This is a genomic window from Cellulomonas marina (assembly GCF_900111925.1).
GTDB classification, from domain to species: Bacteria; Actinomycetota; Actinomycetes; order Actinomycetales; family Cellulomonadaceae; genus Cellulomonas; species Cellulomonas marina.
Genome location: NZ_FOKA01000004.1, coordinates 106,782 through 122,820, shown reverse-complemented (window position 1 = coordinate 122,820; position 16,039 = coordinate 106,782). Strand labels below are relative to the sequence as shown.

Sequence of the window (16,039 nt, the reverse complement as noted above, 5' to 3'; positions counted from 1 at the left end):
AGCAGGGCGACGGACGGACCGAGAAGCGGGGCGACGCCCGGGGTCCGCGGCGACGGGCGCGACGTCAACGGGATCGGCCACGCGGATCGTGGTGGTCCACCCCTCCGACGAGCTCTACGGCGCGGACCGCGTGCTCGTCGAGGCCGTCTCGGTGCTGGAGGAGGCGGGCGGCGGTCCGTCCCGCGGGGCCGAGGTGCGGGTCCTGCTGCCCCGGGACGTGACCTACCCGGAGCAGCGGCTGACGAACGAGCTGCGCCGGAGGGGCGTGCCCGTCCGTACGACCGACGTGCCCGTGCTGCGCCGGGACTACCTGCACCCGCGGGCGCTGCCCGCGCTCCTGGTGCGCACGGCCCGTGGCTTCGTCGAGCTGCGTCGGGAGCGTCCCGACGTCGTCTACCTGAGCACCTCGGCAGCCCTCCTCGTGGCCCCGCTGGCGCGGCTGCTGCGCGCCCACGTCGTCGTGCACGTGCACGAGACCTGGTCCCGCCAGGAGCGGGTGCTGCTCGGACCCCTGCTCCGGCTGTGCCACACGGTGGTCGCCGTGAGCGATGCGGTGGCGTCGGGGCTGCCCCTGCCCGGGACGCGGGTGACGGTCGTGCACAACGGCTTCGACGTGCCGCGCGCGGACGACCGGCGCGCGGCCGCGCTCCGGGACCGCGTGGGCGCGCGGCCCGACGACCTCGTCGTGCTCGTCGCCAGCCGGTGGAACGCGTGGAAGGGGCACGAGCTGCTGCTCGAGGCCTGGGGGCGCGCCGGCCGCGAGGACGCCCACCTGGTCGTCCTCGGAGCGCCCCCGCCCTCGGGGCAGCGCGTCGACGTCGCGGCGCTCGCGAGCGCGCTGCCCGACCCCGGCCGGGTCCACGTGGTCGGCGAGAGCACGGAGGTGCCCGCCTGGGTCCTGGCGGCCGACGTGGTCGCGGTCCCGAGCACGCGGCCGGACCCGCTGCCCACCATCGCCATCGAGGCGGCCGCCCTCGGCCGCGCGGTCCTGGCCGCCGACAGCGGAGGGCTGCCCGACATCGTCGAGGACGGCGTGACGGGCTCGCTCGTGCCGACCGGGGACGTCGACGCGTGGACCGACGCACTGCGTGCGCTGGACCGGTCGCGCGCCCGGGAGCAGGGAACGGCAGCCGCCCGTCGCTTCCGCTTTCTCTTCACCCGTGACGCGTTCCGGGAGCGCCTCGCCGACGCCCTCGACGTCGGGACCCCGACCGGGGCGACGACCGGAGGATGATGTGACGTCCACGCCGACCAGCACCCACGACCGACCGGGGGACCCTGTGCCGACCTCGCCGACCGCGCCGCCCACCGACGCGCGCACCGCAGCGCCCACGGGTACGCGGGCCGCCCGCTACCGCGACGGCGTGCGCACGCTCGCCGGCCTGCAGAAGACGTCGAAGGGTGCGCCGGCGTACTCCCGGTACGTCAACCGGTGGCTGGGCCGGCGCCTCGCGGCGGCCGCGCACGTCGTCGGGCTCACCCCGAACGCGGTGACGGGGCTGTCCGCGCTGTGCTCGTTCGCCGCGATCGCCGCCGTGGCCCTCGTCCGCCCGACGCCCGTGGTCGGCGTGCTCGTCGCGCTGGGCCTCGTCGTGGGGTACGCGCTGGACTCCGCGGACGGGCAGCTCGCCCGGCTGACGGGGACGGGGTCGCCCGCGGGGGAGTGGCTCGACCACGTGGTCGACGTGGTGAAGACCGCCACGATGCACCTGGCCGTGGCCGTCTCGCTGCACCGGTTCACGGACCTCGACGACGCGTGGCTGCTCGTGCCGCTCGTCTGGTCCGTGGTCGCCGTCGTGTCCTTCTTCGCGATGACGCTGACGGACCAGCTGCGGCGTGCGGCGCGCGGGCGGTCGGGCCAGTTCATGGCGAAGGACGGCAGCTCCAGCCTGCTGTACTCCCTGGCGGTCTCGCCGACGGACTACGGCCTGCTGTGCCTCGTCTTCGTCGCGCTGGCGTGGACGAGCGCGTTCCTGGCGCTGTACGGGCTCCTGCTGGTGGCCTGCGCGGGGTTCCTCGCCCTGGCGCTGCCCAAGTGGTACCGGGAGATCCGCCGGACGGGCGCCGCGGGCGAGGCCTGAGCCTGCTCAGTCCGCCCGGGCGACCGGCCCCGTCGGCGCGTCGAGCGCCGCGAGGGCGCTGCGCAGGACCGTGCTGGACGTGCTCACCGTGTAGGGGAAGTACACGACCTCGACGCCGACCTCGGCGAAGCGACGCTCGAGCTCGAGGCCCTTCGGCGTCCCGCGCCAGTCGTCGCCCTTGAGGAACACGTCGAAGGGCCGGCGCTGCCACGTCACGAGCTTGTCGGGCTGGTCCTCGATGAAGACCTCGTCGACGTAGGAGATGTGCCGCACGATCTCGGCGCGCTCCGCGGTCGGGATGACCGGGCGACGGCCCTTCGCCAGCTCGAGCTGCTCGTCGTCGACGACGCCGGCCACGAGGTAGTCGCAGTGGGCGCGGGCGTGCCGGAGGATGTTGAGGTGCCCGATGTGGAACAGGTCCCAGGCGCCGGGCGCGTAGCCGACCTTCACGTCGTTCCTCCAGGCGGTGCGGTCCGAGCCGCGACGGGACGGGCGGGGACCAGGTGAGCAGGTTCGGGGTCGGACGCTACCCGCGGGGGCGCCGGCGACGGAGGGCCCGTGGCGGGTGGAATCGTCCGTCCGGCGGGTGACGTCGGCCACGGCTCACCCCTGCGGGTCCTGCTCGGCATCCCCCTGCGTCCACCCGGGTGAAAACACCCAGAGGCCCCCCGGCGGTGCGGGGCGCAGGACTAGTCTCACCGCATTCCGCGACCGGGTCGTCGCACCGCTGCCGGCCGCGTGCACCGCGCCCGGACCGCGGTCCGCCCGTCAGCCCCCGCCCCGCCGAGGAGACCCACGTGACCCCCACCACCCGGACCGCGGGACCTGACGGGTCGGGTGAGCGCCGCCCGCGACGCGTGGACCGGCTCATCGTGCACCAGACCGACCTCGCCCGCCCGGTCCCGGGCGGCATCGACACGTGCATCCGCGGCCTGCTGCGGTACGCGCCGCGCCCGACCACCTTCGCCGTGGTCGGCGTGGACGCGGGCGGGCAGGTCCCGGGCCGGCGACTGGGCCGGTGGGAGCGACACCGCGCGGGCGACAACACGGTGTGGTTCCTGCCCGTGGCGCGGTTCGACCCGGCGGACCAGGTCCGCCGCGTCCCGCACGCGCTGCGGCTCGTCGCCGGGCTCGTCCGGCACCTCCCGGCGCTCCCGGCCTCCGGGCTCGTGCAGGCGCACCGCGTCGACGTCGCCGCCGCCGTGCACCTGCTCTTCCGCCGCCCGCTCGCCTACTTCGTGCACACGCAGGAGCACGGGCTGACCGGCTCGACGTCGGACTCCTTCTGGCGCGGCGCGGCAGGGCTGCACGCCCGCATCGAGCACTGGCTCATCCGCACGGCGGCCAGCACCACCGTCTTCAACCCGGACTTCGCGGCGACGGCGGCCCGCATCAACCCGGCGGCCCGGTTCTCGCCGACCTGGTACGACCCGCAGGTGGTGCGTTTCGAGCCCGCCCCCGAGCACCCGTACCGCGTGGTGTGGGTCGGCCGGGTCGAGGAGCCGAAGGACCCGTTGCTCGCGGTGTCGGCGCTGGCCGAGCTGGTCGCTGCCGAGCCGACCGCGCCGTGGACGCTGGACCTCGTCGGCTCCGGGTCCCTGCTGCCGCAGGTCGAGGCGGCGGTGGCGGCCCTGCCCGTCGGCACCCGGGAGCGCGTCCGGCTGCGCGGCCGGCTGACGCCGCAGGAGGTCGCCGACACCATGGCCGGCTCCGGCGTCTTCCTCATGACGTCGCACCCGGGGTACGAGGGGTTCCCGCGCGTCCTGCTCGAGGCGATGGCCTCCGGGCTGCCCGCCGTCGTGACGCTCGGCGCCGACACGGGGCAGCTCGTCGTCGACGGGCGCAACGGGTTCACGATCACCGACCGCTCGGCGAGCGGGCTCGCCGTCGCCCTCGCCAAGTCCCGGGGGCTCGAGCGCGCGGACGTCCGTGCCTCCGTCGACCACTACGGCGCACCCGCCGTCGTCTCCGCCGTCCTCGGCGGTGCCGCGTGAGCCCGGCGACCCGCGACGGCGCGCCGACGGCGACGCCCCCCGAAGCCCCCGCGACACCCCGGGCGGTCGTGCCCACGAGCAGGAGGTCGTCATGAAGGCGCTCGTCACCGGTGCGGCCGGGTTCGTCGGCAGCACGCTGTCCGGCAGGCTGCTCGCCGACGGCTGGTCGGTCGTGGGCGTGGACGCCCTGACGCCGTACTACGACCCCGCGCTCAAGCTCGAGAACCTCGACGGGCTCACGGGCGACTTCACGCTGCACAAGGCCCGGTTGCAGGACCTCGACCTCGAGGAGCTGCTCGCGGACGTCGACGTCGTGTTCCACCAGGCCGGCCAGCCGGGCGTGCGCGCGTCCTGGGGGCAGGAGTTCTCCGTGTACACGGAGCACAACATCGAGGCGACGCAGCAGCTCCTCGAGGCGGCGCGATCGGCTCCGCGGCTGCGACGGCTCGTGTACGCCTCGTCGTCCTCGGTGTACGGGGACGCGCAGCGGTACCCGACCGTCGAGACGGACCGGCCCGCACCGGTCAGCCCGTACGGCGTGACGAAGCTGGCCGGAGAGCACCTGTGCTCGCTCTACGCGGTGAACTTCGGTGTCCCGACGGTCTCGCTGCGCTACTTCACGGTCTACGGACCCCGGCAGCGGCCCGACATGGCGTTCACGCGCTTCCTGACGGCGGCGCGCACCGGGGGCTCCCTGCGCCTGTACGGCACCGGCGAGCAGATCCGGGACTTCACGTTCGTCGAGGACGTCGTCAGCGCGAACGTGCTCGCCGCGACGCAGGACGTGCCGGCCGGCACGGTCCTCAACATCGCGGGCGGGACGAACGTGTCGGTCCTCGCCGTCTTCGACATCATCCGCGAGGTCTCGGGCCGGCCGCTCGCCATCGACCGGTTCCCGAAGTCCGACGGGGACGTCTTCCGGACGGGCGGCGACGCGACGCGCGCGAGGGAGCTGCTCGGCTGGGTCCCGCAGGTCGGGATCGAGGAGGGCCTGCGTCGACAGTGGGAGTGGGTCGAGGCGCGCCGTGCCTGAGGTCGCGTGCGTCATCCCGACGCACGACCGCGACGAGATGCTCGTCGACGCGGTGACCAGCGCCGCGACCCAGACGCGGCCGCCGGACCGGATCGTGGTCAGTGACGACACCGGTGCGGACCGGTGCCGCGCCCTGGTGGCCTCCTGGGAGGGGCGCTGGTCGGTGCCGGTGGTCTGGGTCGACGCCTCCGGCGCGGGCGCCGGCACGGCCGGCGCGTCGCGCAACGCCGGGGCTGCTGCCGTGCCGGCCGGTCCCGACCAGGTCCTGGCGTTCCTCGACGACGACGACGTCTGGTCGCCCGAGTACCTCGAGCGGGTGGTCGGCCTGCTCGAGCAGGAGGGCACGGACGTGGTCGTCGCCTGGACGGCGGCCGACCGCCCCGGTTTCGAGATGGCTCGGATGGTGCCCGGGCTGCGGGCCGCCGACGTCGTCGCCCGCAACCCCGGTTTTGTCGGGTCCAACTTCGTCATCCGTCGCGCCGCCTTCGACGGCATCGGCGGGTTCGACCCGGCCCTGCCGGTCTCGAACGACAAGGACCTGCTGGTCCGCGCCCTGCTGGGCGGGTTGACGTACGCGGTCGTCCCCGAGGTGCTGGTCACGAACCGGGTGCACGGCGACGGGCAGCTCACGGACAAGACCGAGCGCCGTGCCGCCGCGGTCCGGCGCTACCGCGACAAGCACCGGGCCCTCCTGTCCGGCGCCGACCGTCGCCACCTCGCGGCTCAGATCGCCTCGATCCGTCGGGTGAGCGCGCCGACCCGGTCGGTCCGCCTGCTCGAGACGGCCCGGCTCGCCGCCCTGCGCGGGACGGCTCTCGTCGAGGCCGAGGTGCGCTCCCGACGAGCGGAGCGTCGCCGCGCGGAGGACGACGGCACGCGCTAGGGGAGCCGGCGCGACCGGTCGCGCGGCGGTCGTGCGCCCTCCCCGGGCAGAGCGCCATCCACGATGTGGGAACCGCCGAACGCTCGGTCCGTGATGTGGACCACATCACGAGGTGGTCACGACGAGGCGACGGCGAGGTGACGACCGGCGTCACCGCGACGTCGCGGCGCGGTCGCACGGACCGTCCGTCGTGCTGTGGCAGGGCCCGCCACCTGCGCTGATACGCCTTCTGCCGCTGCGGGCCCTAGCAGGGGAACGAGAGGGGCACCACTGCTGGCGGAGAACTTCACCCGGTCCGTCCATCTGCTGGACGCGCCGCTCCTGTGACGACGGTCACCCCAGCCCCTACCAGGAGCGCCCTAGGGTCTCTCGCGCCCGCCCCCCTGGGCCCCCGTCCGGTGCGCCGGCCGGGTCCGTCCGTCGTCGTGCCCCCCGTCCTGTCCTCTCCGGCGGGAGGGCCAAGGAGGTCACCGTGCCCCGTCGTCCCCTCGTCGCCCGCGGCGTCGCCGTCGCCGCCCTCGTCGTCACGCTCGTCGGGACCGGCGGAGCGGCCGCCGTGCAGGCCGCCGCCCCGGCCGCCGCGACCACGGCCGCCCTGCCGGCCTCGACGACCGCGCTGCGCAACCCCGGGATGCACCCGTTCGCGTCCAGCGCCGTGTGGAACACCTCGATGGGGTCGGGGGCGAAGTTCGAGTCCTCCACCTCGACGCGCACCGCGCAGATCCTGTCCGGCGTGCCCGTCGTCAACTCCTCCCGCTGGTCCATCGCCGTCTTCCGGGCCAAGAGCACCGACCCGACGCAGAAGGTCACCAACACCAAGACCGGTGCCGTGTACTGGCTCAAGATGCCCAGCGGCACGGCCCCGACCTACGGCACCGACAAGCACGTGGCGGTCGTGGACGTGAACGGCTACACCGGCTGGGAGTTCTACAAGATGACGAAGGTGGCCACGAACACGTGGACCACCACGCGGGTCGTCAAGACCGACCTGCGCGTCAACGGCATGGCGGACGGCGCGCGCGCCTCGGGCGTGTCCATCTTCGCCGGGCTCATCCGCGCCGACGAGCTGCGTGCCCGGTCGATCCGGCACACGCTCGCGCTCGGGATCCCCGACAGCATGCTCAAGTACGGGCAGGTGTGGCCGGCGCGGACCCAGGACTCCAGCGCGGCGACGACCTACTCCGGCAGCGTCCCCATGGGGACGATGGTCGCGATCCCGCCGTCGGTCGACGTCACCAAGCTCGGCCTGACCGCGGACGGGCTGGCGCTGGCCAAGGCGCTGCAGAACTACGGCGCGCACGTGCTCATCCGGTCGAGCACGGTCGCGCTCTACTGCGAGGCGGCGTGCGACCCGACGCAGGCGTCGAACATCCACAACGACTTCAAGAAGATCATCAAGCAGGTGCGGGTCGTCACGAACAACACGCCGACCACGGTCTCGGGCGGTGGCACCCGTCGCGTCGCGACGCTGCCGGGCCTGACCTCCTGACCGCCGCCCGACGCGTGCGGGCGCGGAGGTGAACACCTGTCACCTCGGGCCCGCGACCTCGTCCCGCAGCGGCAGCGTTCCCGCGCACCCCTACCACCTGGTGGTCGGCACCCCGGGGGCGTGTACGGCGCACCACTGCTGCGGCGCGCGGCCGGCCGCGTCACATGGCCCGCCGTCGCTGTCACGGTGCTGGCCGCCTCGCCGCGCACGTCGTGTCGGGACGGTTGCCCGGGCGCGTCGCCGCGGGTGCTCTTCGCGATGCCGCCCGCGCTCCGCCGCGCCGTCGCGGGGCGCCCGCCGGTCTGACCCCGCGCCGCCCCGCCCGTCGCGGCGACGAGCCCGCGGGTGAGCAGCGACACGTCGCCCCCAGGTCCCGTCCAGCGCGCTCCCAGGACAGACTGGCGGCGGGTGACCGCCGTGCGGCGCCCGTCCGACCACCGCAGCCCACCGGGGTCGACGCGCGCCCGCCCCGGAGGCGTCCATGCAGGCCGACCCGACAGCTCCCGTCACCGCACCCGCGGACCCCGCCGCCGGCCCGACGGCACCGCGTCCGCGGCTCGCCTGGGTCGACGCCGCCCGCGGCTGGTGCGTGGTGGCCGTGGTGCTCTTCCACGTGATCGCCTGGAGCGCCCGTCGGCTGCCCGTCGCGGGCCTGCCGGCCGGCGTGTGGGACGACGTCAACATGGTCCTGGGCAACCTGCGCATGCCGGTCCTGCTGGCCGTGTCCGGTCTCGTCCTGTCGCGCGCGGTGCGGGCGGGCGCCTCCCGGGCCGGCACGGTGACGCGCGCGGCGGGCTCGTACTACCTCTACCTGGTGTGGGTGGCCGTCTACGTGCTGTTCTACCTGCTCGTCCGCGAGCCGACGCTGCCGCACCGCCTCGACCTGGCCGACCTGCCGGCCGAGCTCGTCGTGCCGACGACGCCCCTCTGGTACGTCCTGGCGCTCGCGGTCTACGTCCTCGTGCTCCCGGCCCTCCAGCGCGTGCCGGCCCCGGTCGTGCTCACCGCGCTCGTCGTGCTCTCCACCGGGTCCCAGGTCCTCGACCGGCTCGACGGCCGGCTGGGGGAGCCCCTGGGCCTCAAGGTCCCGAGCCTGTTCCTCTTCTTCGCCCTCGGCGTGCACGCCGCGCCGCACCTGCGCCGGCTGGCGGAGCGCTCGACGCTGCCCGTCGTCGTGATCGGCGGCGTGCTCTCGCTCGGTCTCATGGAGGTGGGGCGCTTCGTGCCGGCCGCGTGGGGCGCCGCGCTGTACGACCTGCGCGGCGTGGTGTTCCTCGTGTTCTCCCTGACCGCCGTCGCGTGGGCGTGCCGCTGGGCCCCCGTGCGGGACCTCGGGCAGTGGCTGGGGCGGCGGACGCTGGGCGTCTACGTGCTGCACCCGCTGCTCATCGCGCTGCTGCTCGTGCTGCAGCTCGGCCCGCTGTCCGGCGCGTTCGCGGCGGTCGTCCGCACGCCGCTGGGCGGCGCGCTCTACCCGCTCGCGGTGACGGCCGTGCTCGTCGCCACCGCGATCGGGCTGCAGCACCTCGCCGAGCGGACGCCGGCGCGCGTCCTGTTCGCCGTGCCGGCCGGCCTGCGGGCCCGCGTGGCCGGCACGCCGCCGCAGCCGGCGGTCGTCCCCGCCGCCTGAGCCGACCGGACCGCCTCAGCCCCGGGTGCGCACCGCCCCGGCCAGCGCCGCGACGGCCGGCTCGAGCAGGGCGTCGGCGCGCTCGCGCGCCTCCTCCACCTCCGCGCCCAGGTCCGTCCCCGCCAGCCGCACGACGAGCGGCGCAGGGTCGGCCACCTGGCGCAGGTCGACGGAGTGCCGCCACCCGAGGTCGCGCAGCAGCGGGTCGAACTTGCGGGAGTACGCGAGCGGCAGGGCCGGCGTGCCGGTGGACAGCGCGTTGAGGCACGCGTGCATCCGGGACCCGACGACGAGGCGTGCCGACGCCGTGGCCTCCCGCACGTCCTCCAGCGACGTGGGCACGACCACCTCGGCGTCGCCCAGCTCGGCCGCCACCGCCTGCACGGCGGGGACGTCGTTGTCGGACAGCGGGCTGTCGAGGACGTGCGCCAGCAGGCCGACCGTCCGGCCCTCCGCCCGCAGGCCGCGGGCCACCGCCAGGACCGTGCGCCGGTAGGCCTCGTGGTCCACGTGCGGGTTCGGCGCCCACAGCAGGCCCGACACGTTGAGCAGCACGTCGCGCGTGCGCTCGACGACCGGGCGCGGCAGCGCGAACACCACGTCGGTGGTGAGCACGTCGACCGGGTGGCCCAGGCCGTCGGCGTACGCGGCGCTGATGGAGTCGCGCGCCATGACGACGGCGGCCCGGCGCAGCGACCACGCCCCGACCGCCCGGGACCAACGGCTGCGGAACGGGCCGATGGTCTGCGGCCCCAGCACCAGCGGCACGCCCGACTCCGTGACGAGCTCGGCCAGCGTGCTCATGGTGTGCAGGCGGTGCCTGCCGTAGATGTCGGCGAAGCTGTCGCCGGCGCGCGTGTCCACCGCCAGGTCGAACCCCGCCAGCCACCGCCGCAGCTCCGAGCCGGGCTTCGCCTGGCCCTTGAGCACGGCGCGCCAGTCGTCGACCGGCACGGGCGCCGGGCCGTCGCCCCACGCGAGGTGCACGACCTCCGCCCCGGGCAGGGCCCGCTCGACGAGGGCCGCCGTGCCGTGGGCCAGCGCGCGCACGCCCAGGTTCGTCGACCGGTCGTCGGCCCAGAGGGTGAGGACGCGCATGCCAGGGTTCCCGTCTGCTCGGGGACGGGCGCGCGGAGAGGCGGCGCACCCGGGGACGGCGCCGACTCTAGGGGCGTCCCCCGGGCCGGTGAGGCACCACGGACGGGTGACGCCGGGCGGGTGACGCGTCGGCTCCGTCACGTGGCGGCCGGTCCCTCCCCTGTGCCGGGTATGTTCCCGACGCCGGCGCCAAGCAGTGACGTCGTGCAGAGGGGACGGCCCATGAGCGTGCGCACCGAGGTGCACCCCCCGGGGGACCGGGAGGACGAGGACCGCCCGCACGGGGGACGCGACCGCGGCGTCGCCGTCGTCGTCGTCAACTACGCGTCCTCGCGCCTGCTCGAGCAGCACCTGGCCGGCTCCGAGCTGGCCGCGGTGGCGGGCGCCGTGTACGTCGTCGACAACCGGACGACGTCCGCCGAGCGCGCCGGGCTGCGGGGCCTGGCCGCGCGCGAGGGCTGGCAGGTCCTCGAGATGGACGGCAACCCCGGGTTCGGCGCGGGCATGAACGCGGGCGTCCGCCGGGCGACCGCGGACGGCCACGACGTCTTCCTGCTGCTCAACCCCGACGCCTGGATGGGCGCCGCGGACCTCCACGCCCTCGAGCGGCGGGTCCGGGCCGACCCGATGGCGCTGCTCAGCCCGCGCATCGACAAGGCGGACGGGGACCTGTGGTTCGCCGGCGCCGACCTGGACCTGCGCACGGGCCACGCGACGATCGTCCGCGACGGTCGCACCCCGGCCGAGCCCTGGCTCGTCGGCACGGCCCTCGTCGTGCACCGGCGCCTGTGGGAGGCCGTCGGCGGGTACGACGACGACTACTTCCTCTACTGGGAGGACGTCGACCTGTGCTGGCGCGTGCGCCGCGCGGGCGGCACGGTCGCCGTGCTCGACGAGGCCCGCGCCGGGCACGCCGTCGGGGGCACGCAGCGGGGCGGCGCGTCGTCGTCGCCCGCGAAGTCCCCGACCTACTACTACTGGAACTGCCGCAACCGTCTGCTGTTCGCGACGCAGCACCTGTCCCGGCGCACCCGTCTGCGGTGGGCGCTGACGACGGGGTCCTATGCCGTCGAGGTGCTGCTGCGCGGCGGACGTCGCCAGCTCCTGCGCCCCTGGCGGCCGGTCTCGGCGGTCGTGCGCGGGACGCTGGCGGGCCTGGTGCTCGTCGCGCGGTCGCTGCGGCGCCCGGCGCGCGGCCCGGGGCCGGCGGGGCGGGTGCTGGCGGCGTCCGGGGCCGTGACGCCACCCGGGAGCGCGCCGCACGCCACGCCCGACCCCGCGCCCACTTCCGCGCCCGCCTCCGTGCCCGCCCCCGCGCGCGCCCGGCTGGACACCGCTCCGTAGACTGGGGACCCACCCCGTCCTCCTCCCGAGGCGGGGTGCGCGTGCTGCCCGGGCGGCGGTGCGCGACGTCCGCCGTGCCCCGCAGGAGCCCCCTTCATGAACCTCACCGGTCTGCTCGCCGCCCTGCTGGAGGACGGCGCCGCGACGGCCGCGCTCGAGCACGTGCGCGCCCGCGGCCAGGCGGACGTCGTCGGCCCGGCGGGCGTCCGCGCGCCGCTGCTCGCCGCGATGGCGGGCGCGCGCGCCGGCGCCGCCCCGGCGGACCGGGCGGCCGGCGGGCGGCCGCTCACGGTCGTGACCGCGACGGGCCGCGACGCCGACGAGCTCGCGGCCGCCCTGCGCTGCTACCTGCCGGACCACGACGTCGCGGTGCTGCCCGCGTGGGAGACCCTGCCGCACGAGCGGCTCAGCCCGCGCAGCGACACCGTCGCCCGTCGCCTGGGCGTCTTCCGCCGCCTCGCGCACCCGGGACCCGCGGGCACGCACACCGGCCCGGTCCGCGTGCTCGTCATGCCGGTGCGCGCGCTGCTGCAGCCCGTCGTGACGGGGCTGGGGGAGCTCGAGCCCGTGGAGGTGCGGCAGGGCGACACGGTGGACCTCGACGCGCTCGCGGGTCGCCTCGTCGACGCCGCCTACAGCCGCGTCGACATGGTCGAGCGACGCGGGGAGTTCGCCGTGCGCGGCGGCATCCTCGACGTGTTCCCCCCGACCGAGGACCACCCGCTGCGCGTGGAGCTGTGGGGCGACGAGGTGTCGGAGATCCGCTGGTTCTCCGTCGCCGACCAGCGCAGCCTCGAGGTCGCCGACCACGTGTGGGCGCCCCCGTGCCGGGAGATCCTCCTCACCGACGCCGTCCGCGCCCGGGCCCGCGCGCTCGTCGAGCAGCTCCCTGGCGCCACGGACATGCTCGACCGCCTCGCGGAGGGCATCGCCGTGGAGGGCATGGAGTCCCTCGCGCCGGTGCTCGTCGAGGGCATGGTCCCGGTGACCGAGCTCGTGGACCCCGAGTCCCTGCTCGTCCTCGTCGACCCCGAGCGGGTGCGCCGCCGCGCCCACGACCTCGTCGCCACCACGGAGGAGTTCCTCGCCGCCGCCTGGACCTCGGCCGCGGCGGGCGCCCGCACCCCGCTGGACCTGTCCGCGGCGTCGTTCCTCACCTTCGCCGACGTGCGCGAGCGCGCCGCCGCCCGCGGCCTGGGCTGGTGGACGCTCAGCCCGTTCACGCTCGAGGAGACCGACGACGAGGACGGCACGACGCTCGGCGGCGCGGGGCCGGTGGGCGGCGTGGACACGTACGTCGTCGCCGCGCGGGACGTCGAGCGGTACCGCGGCGAGGTCGAGCGGGCCGTCGACGACGTGCGCCGCCTGCAGCGCGACGGCTGGCGGCTCGTCCTCGCGACGGAGGGCCACGGGTCCGCCCAGCGCATGGTCGAGCAGCTCAACGCCTCGGAGGTGCCGGCGCGGCTGGTCCCGACCGTCGACGCGGAGCCCGAGGGCGGCATCGTCCTGGTGACGCCGGGCCTCGTCGGGCCGGGGTTCGTCGCGGAGGGCCTGCGCCTGGCCGTGTTCTCCGAGTCCGACCTCACGGGTCGCGGCGGGTCGACGACGAAGGACATGCGCCGCATGCCGAGCCGCCGGCGCAACGTCGTCGACCCGCTGCAGCTGCGTCCCGGCGACCTCGTCGTGCACGAGCAGCACGGCGTGGGCCGGTTCGTCGAGCTCGTGCAGCGGACCATCGGCGCGGGCGCCACCGCCACGACGCGCGAGTACCTCGTCATCGAGTACGCCTCCAGCAAGCGCGGGCAGCCCGGGGACCGGCTCTTCGTGCCGTCGGACGCGCTCGACCAGGTGACGAAGTACGTGGGCGGGGAGTCGCCGACGCTCAACAAGATGGGCGGCGCCGACTGGGCCAAGACGAAGGGCCGCGCGCGCAAGGCCGTCAAGGAGATCGCGGCCGAGCTCATCCGGCTGTACTCGGCGCGGATGGCGACGGAGGGGCACGCCTTCGGCCCCGACACCCCGTGGCAGCGCGAGCTCGAGGACGCGTTCGCCTACGTCGAGACGCCGGACCAGCTCGCGACGATCGACGAGGTCAAGGCCGACATGGAGAAGCCGGTCCCCATGGACCGGCTCGTCTGCGGCGACGTCGGCTACGGCAAGACGGAGATCGCCATCCGCGCGGCGTTCAAGGCCGTGCAGGACGGCAAGCAGGTGGCGGTCCTCGTGCCGACGACCCTGCTCGTCCAGCAGCACCTCGACACGTTCACCGAGCGGTACGCGCCGTTCCCGGTGACCGTCAAGGCGCTGTCGCGGTTCTCGACGCCCGCCGAGTCCGAGGCCGTCGTCGAGGGGCTGCGGGACGGCTCGGTGGACGTCGTCATCGGCACCCACCGGCTCATCACGGGCGGGGTGCGGTTCAAGGACCTGGGCCTGGTGATCATCGACGAGGAGCAGCGCTTCGGCGTCGAGCACAAGGAGACGCTCAAGGCGCTGCGGACCAACGTCGACGTGCTGTCGATGTCCGCCACCCCCATCCCGCGCACCCTGGAGATGGCCGTCACGGGCATCCGCGAGATGTCGACGCTGGCCACGCCGCCGGAGGAGCGTCACCCCGTGCTCACCTTCGTCGGGCCGTACGAGGAGAAGCAGATCGGCGCGGCCATCCGGCGCGAGCTCCTGCGCGAGGGCCAGGTCTTCTACGTGCACAACCGCGTGGAGTCGATCGAGCGGACCGCCGGGCGCCTGCAGGAGCTCGTCCCCGAGGCCCGCATCGCCGTCGCCCACGGCAAGATGGGCGAGCACCGGCTCGAGCAGGTCATCGCCGATTTCTGGGAGAAGAAGTTCGACGTCCTCGTCTGCACGACGATCGTCGAGACCGGTCTGGACATCTCCAACGCCAACACGCTCATCCTCGAGCGTGCCGACCGGCTGGGCCTGTCCCAGCTCCACCAGCTGCGCGGGCGCGTCGGCCGCGGGCGCGAGCGGGCCTACGCCTACTTCCTCTACCCGCCGGAGGTCCCGCTCACGGAGACCGCGCACGACCGGCTCCAGACGATGGCCGCCCACACCGACCTCGGCGCGGGCATCGCGATCGCCATGAAGGACCTCGAGATCCGCGGCGCGGGCAACCTGCTCGGCGGGGAGCAGTCCGGCCACATCGAGGGCGTCGGCTTCGACCTCTACATCCGCATGGTGGGGGAGGCCGTCGCGTCCTTCCGCGGCGACCAGCCCGAGGAGCTGCCGGACGTCACGCTCGAGCTGCCCGTCGACGCGCACATCCCGCACGACTACGTCGCCCACGAGCGGCTGCGCCTGGAGGCCTACCGCAAGATCGCGGTGGCCGCCGACGACGCGGCGCTCGCGGAGGTGCGGGCCGAGCTCGTCGACCGGTACGGCGCGGTCCCGACGGCGGTGGAGAACCTCTTCGCCGTCGCCGCGTTCCGCAACCACGTGCGCGGCGCGGGGCTGACGGACGTCACCGCGCAGGGCCGGATGATCCGGTTCGCGCCGGTGGAGCTGGCGGAGTCGGCGCAGCTGCGGCTCAAGCGGCTCTTCCCCGGCGCGGTGCTCAAGCCCGCCACGCGGACCGTGCTCGTGCCGTTCCCGATGACGGCCCGCATCGGCGGCAAGGCGCTGTCCGGCGGGGCGCTGCTGGAGTGGGCGCGCGCCTTCGTCGACGCGGTGGTCCGCGGGGACGTCTCCGCGGCGGCCGGGGTGGGCGTCGGGGCCGGGGCGCGCCGGTGACGGTGGGGGTCGGCGGTGCGCCCGGGGACGACCTGCCCGACGAGGCGCGCGTCGTGCGGGCGCTGGCCCGGGCGGTGGCCGTCATGGACCGCCTGCGCTCGCCGGGCGGCTGCCCCTGGGACGCGCAGCAGACGCACGCGTCGCTGCTGACCTACCTCGTCGAGGAGGCGCACGAGGTGGTCGAGGCCGTCGAGCGGCCGGGCGGCGTCGACCGCGCCGGGCTGCGCGAGGAGCTCGGCGACGTGCTGCTGCAGGTGCTCTTCCACGCGCGGATCGCGGCCGAGGACCCCGACGACCCCTTCGACGTCGGCGACGTCGCCGAGGGCCTGGCCGACAAGCTCGTCCGGCGGCACCCGCACGTGTTCGGCGGCGCCGACGGCTCCCCGGCCGAGCCGGGCCTCGGAGCCGACGGCGTGCTCGCGCGGTGGGACGACCTCAAGCGCGCCGAGAAGCCCGCGCGCGCCTCCGCGCTCGACGGGGTGCCCGGGTCCCTGGGCGCGCTGGCCCGGACGCAGAAGGTCGCCTCCCGGGCCCGCCGTGCCGGCCTGCTCGACGAGGGGCCGGACCGGACGCCCGTCGGCGCGGGCGTGGGCATCGACGTGGGGGAGCGGCTGCTGGCACTGGTCCTCGAGGCGGAGGCGACGGGCGTCGACGCCGAGGCCGCGCTGCGGGCCGCCGCCCGGACGTGGGAGGACGGCCTGCGGAGGCGCGAGGCGGCGCCCGCCGGACCCTAGGATGAGCGG

At 75.6% G+C, this 16,039-nt stretch carries 12 protein-coding genes; 10 read left to right on the top strand and 2 right to left on the bottom strand.

Going from position 1 to position 16,039, the window contains the following annotated elements; genetic code table 11:
- The first annotated feature begins 91 nt into the window (after positions 1-91).
- Positions 92-1,234: a glycosyltransferase family 4 protein gene (locus BM048_RS17725; RefSeq protein ID WP_139224323.1), complete on the top strand. Its 1,143-nt coding sequence runs from the start codon at positions 92-94 to the stop codon at positions 1,232-1,234.
- 1 nt (position 1,235) lies between these two features.
- The gene (locus BM048_RS05900; RefSeq protein ID WP_090031486.1) at positions 1,236-2,081 is read left to right on the top strand and encodes a CDP-alcohol phosphatidyltransferase family protein; all 846 of its coding nucleotides are present in this window, start codon (positions 1,236-1,238) and stop codon (positions 2,079-2,081) included.
- Between the two features lie 6 nt (positions 2,082-2,087).
- On the opposite strand, the gene BM048_RS05895 is transcribed toward BM048_RS05900, so the two are convergent.
- Complete coding sequence (locus BM048_RS05895; RefSeq protein WP_090031485.1) at positions 2,088-2,531, bottom strand: FAD synthase family protein; 444 nt, start codon at positions 2,529-2,531, stop codon at positions 2,088-2,090.
- A gap of 347 nt (positions 2,532-2,878) precedes the next feature.
- On the opposite strand from BM048_RS05895, the gene BM048_RS05890 reads away from it, so the two are divergent.
- The 5 genes from BM048_RS05890 to BM048_RS05865 all read left to right on the top strand — a co-directional run bounded on the left by BM048_RS05890 (position 2,879) and on the right by BM048_RS05865 (position 9,110).
- The gene (locus tag BM048_RS05890) at positions 2,879-4,075 is read left to right on the top strand and encodes a glycosyltransferase family 4 protein (RefSeq protein WP_090031483.1); all 1,197 of its coding nucleotides are present in this window, start codon (positions 2,879-2,881) and stop codon (positions 4,073-4,075) included.
- 91 nt (positions 4,076-4,166) lie between these two features.
- Positions 4,167-5,108 carry an NAD-dependent epimerase/dehydratase family protein gene (locus tag BM048_RS05885; RefSeq protein WP_090031678.1) on the top strand — a complete coding sequence of 314 codons (942 nt, stop codon included), beginning with the start codon at positions 4,167-4,169 and terminating at the stop codon, positions 5,106-5,108.
- On the top strand, positions 5,101-5,991 hold the full coding sequence (locus tag BM048_RS05880; RefSeq protein WP_090031482.1) for a glycosyltransferase family 2 protein: 891 nt from the start codon (positions 5,101-5,103) through the stop codon (positions 5,989-5,991). The genes BM048_RS05885 and BM048_RS05880 overlap by 8 nt, the downstream gene beginning before the upstream one ends.
- A gap of 472 nt (positions 5,992-6,463) precedes the next feature.
- The gene (locus BM048_RS05875) at positions 6,464-7,480 is read left to right on the top strand and encodes a hypothetical protein (RefSeq protein WP_090031480.1); all 1,017 of its coding nucleotides are present in this window, start codon (positions 6,464-6,466) and stop codon (positions 7,478-7,480) included.
- 481 nt (positions 7,481-7,961) lie between these two features.
- Positions 7,962-9,110 carry an acyltransferase family protein gene (locus BM048_RS05865; protein WP_090031477.1) on the top strand — a complete coding sequence of 383 codons (1,149 nt, stop codon included), beginning with the start codon at positions 7,962-7,964 and terminating at the stop codon, positions 9,108-9,110.
- 15 nt (positions 9,111-9,125) lie between these two features.
- Here BM048_RS05865 and BM048_RS05860 read toward each other — a convergent pair whose 3' ends face one another.
- The gene (locus BM048_RS05860) at positions 9,126-10,208 is read right to left on the bottom strand and encodes a polysaccharide pyruvyl transferase family protein (RefSeq protein WP_090031476.1); all 1,083 of its coding nucleotides are present in this window, start codon (positions 10,206-10,208) and stop codon (positions 9,126-9,128) included.
- Between the two features lie 222 nt (positions 10,209-10,430).
- On the opposite strand from BM048_RS05860, the gene BM048_RS05855 reads away from it, so the two are divergent.
- The 3 genes from BM048_RS05855 (at position 10,431) to BM048_RS05845 (ending at position 16,030) form a co-directional block, all read left to right on the top strand.
- On the top strand, positions 10,431-11,552 hold the full coding sequence (locus BM048_RS05855) for a glycosyltransferase (protein ID WP_139224321.1): 1,122 nt from the start codon (positions 10,431-10,433) through the stop codon (positions 11,550-11,552).
- 96 nt (positions 11,553-11,648) lie between these two features.
- A complete protein-coding gene (gene mfd / locus BM048_RS05850) occupies positions 11,649-15,296 on the top strand; it encodes a transcription-repair coupling factor (protein WP_090031474.1) in 3,648 nt (1,215 codons plus the stop codon).
- Positions 15,293-16,030, top strand: coding sequence for a nucleoside triphosphate pyrophosphohydrolase (locus BM048_RS05845; RefSeq protein WP_239078802.1), 738 nt, complete (start codon positions 15,293-15,295; stop codon positions 16,028-16,030). Before mfd ends, BM048_RS05845 begins: the two co-directional genes overlap by 4 nt.
- Positions 16,031-16,039: the final 9 nt, after the last annotated feature.

What these genes read in the sequence shown, in the direction of transcription:
- BM048_RS05885 (WP_090031678.1), top strand. Translation starts at nt 4,167, where the DNA reads ATGAAGGCGCTCGTCACCGGTGCGGCCGGGTTCGTCGGCAGCACGCTG.
- BM048_RS05865 (WP_090031477.1), top strand. Translation starts at nt 7,962, where the DNA reads ATGCAGGCCGACCCGACAGCTCCCGTCACCGCACCCGCGGACCCCGCC.
- BM048_RS05860 (WP_090031476.1), bottom strand. Translation starts at nt 10,208, where the DNA reads ATGCGCGTCCTCACCCTCTGGGCCGACGACCGGTCGACGAACCTGGGC.
- BM048_RS05855 (WP_139224321.1), top strand. Translation starts at nt 10,431, where the DNA reads ATGAGCGTGCGCACCGAGGTGCACCCCCCGGGGGACCGGGAGGACGAG.
- mfd (WP_090031474.1), top strand. Translation starts at nt 11,649, where the DNA reads ATGAACCTCACCGGTCTGCTCGCCGCCCTGCTGGAGGACGGCGCCGCG.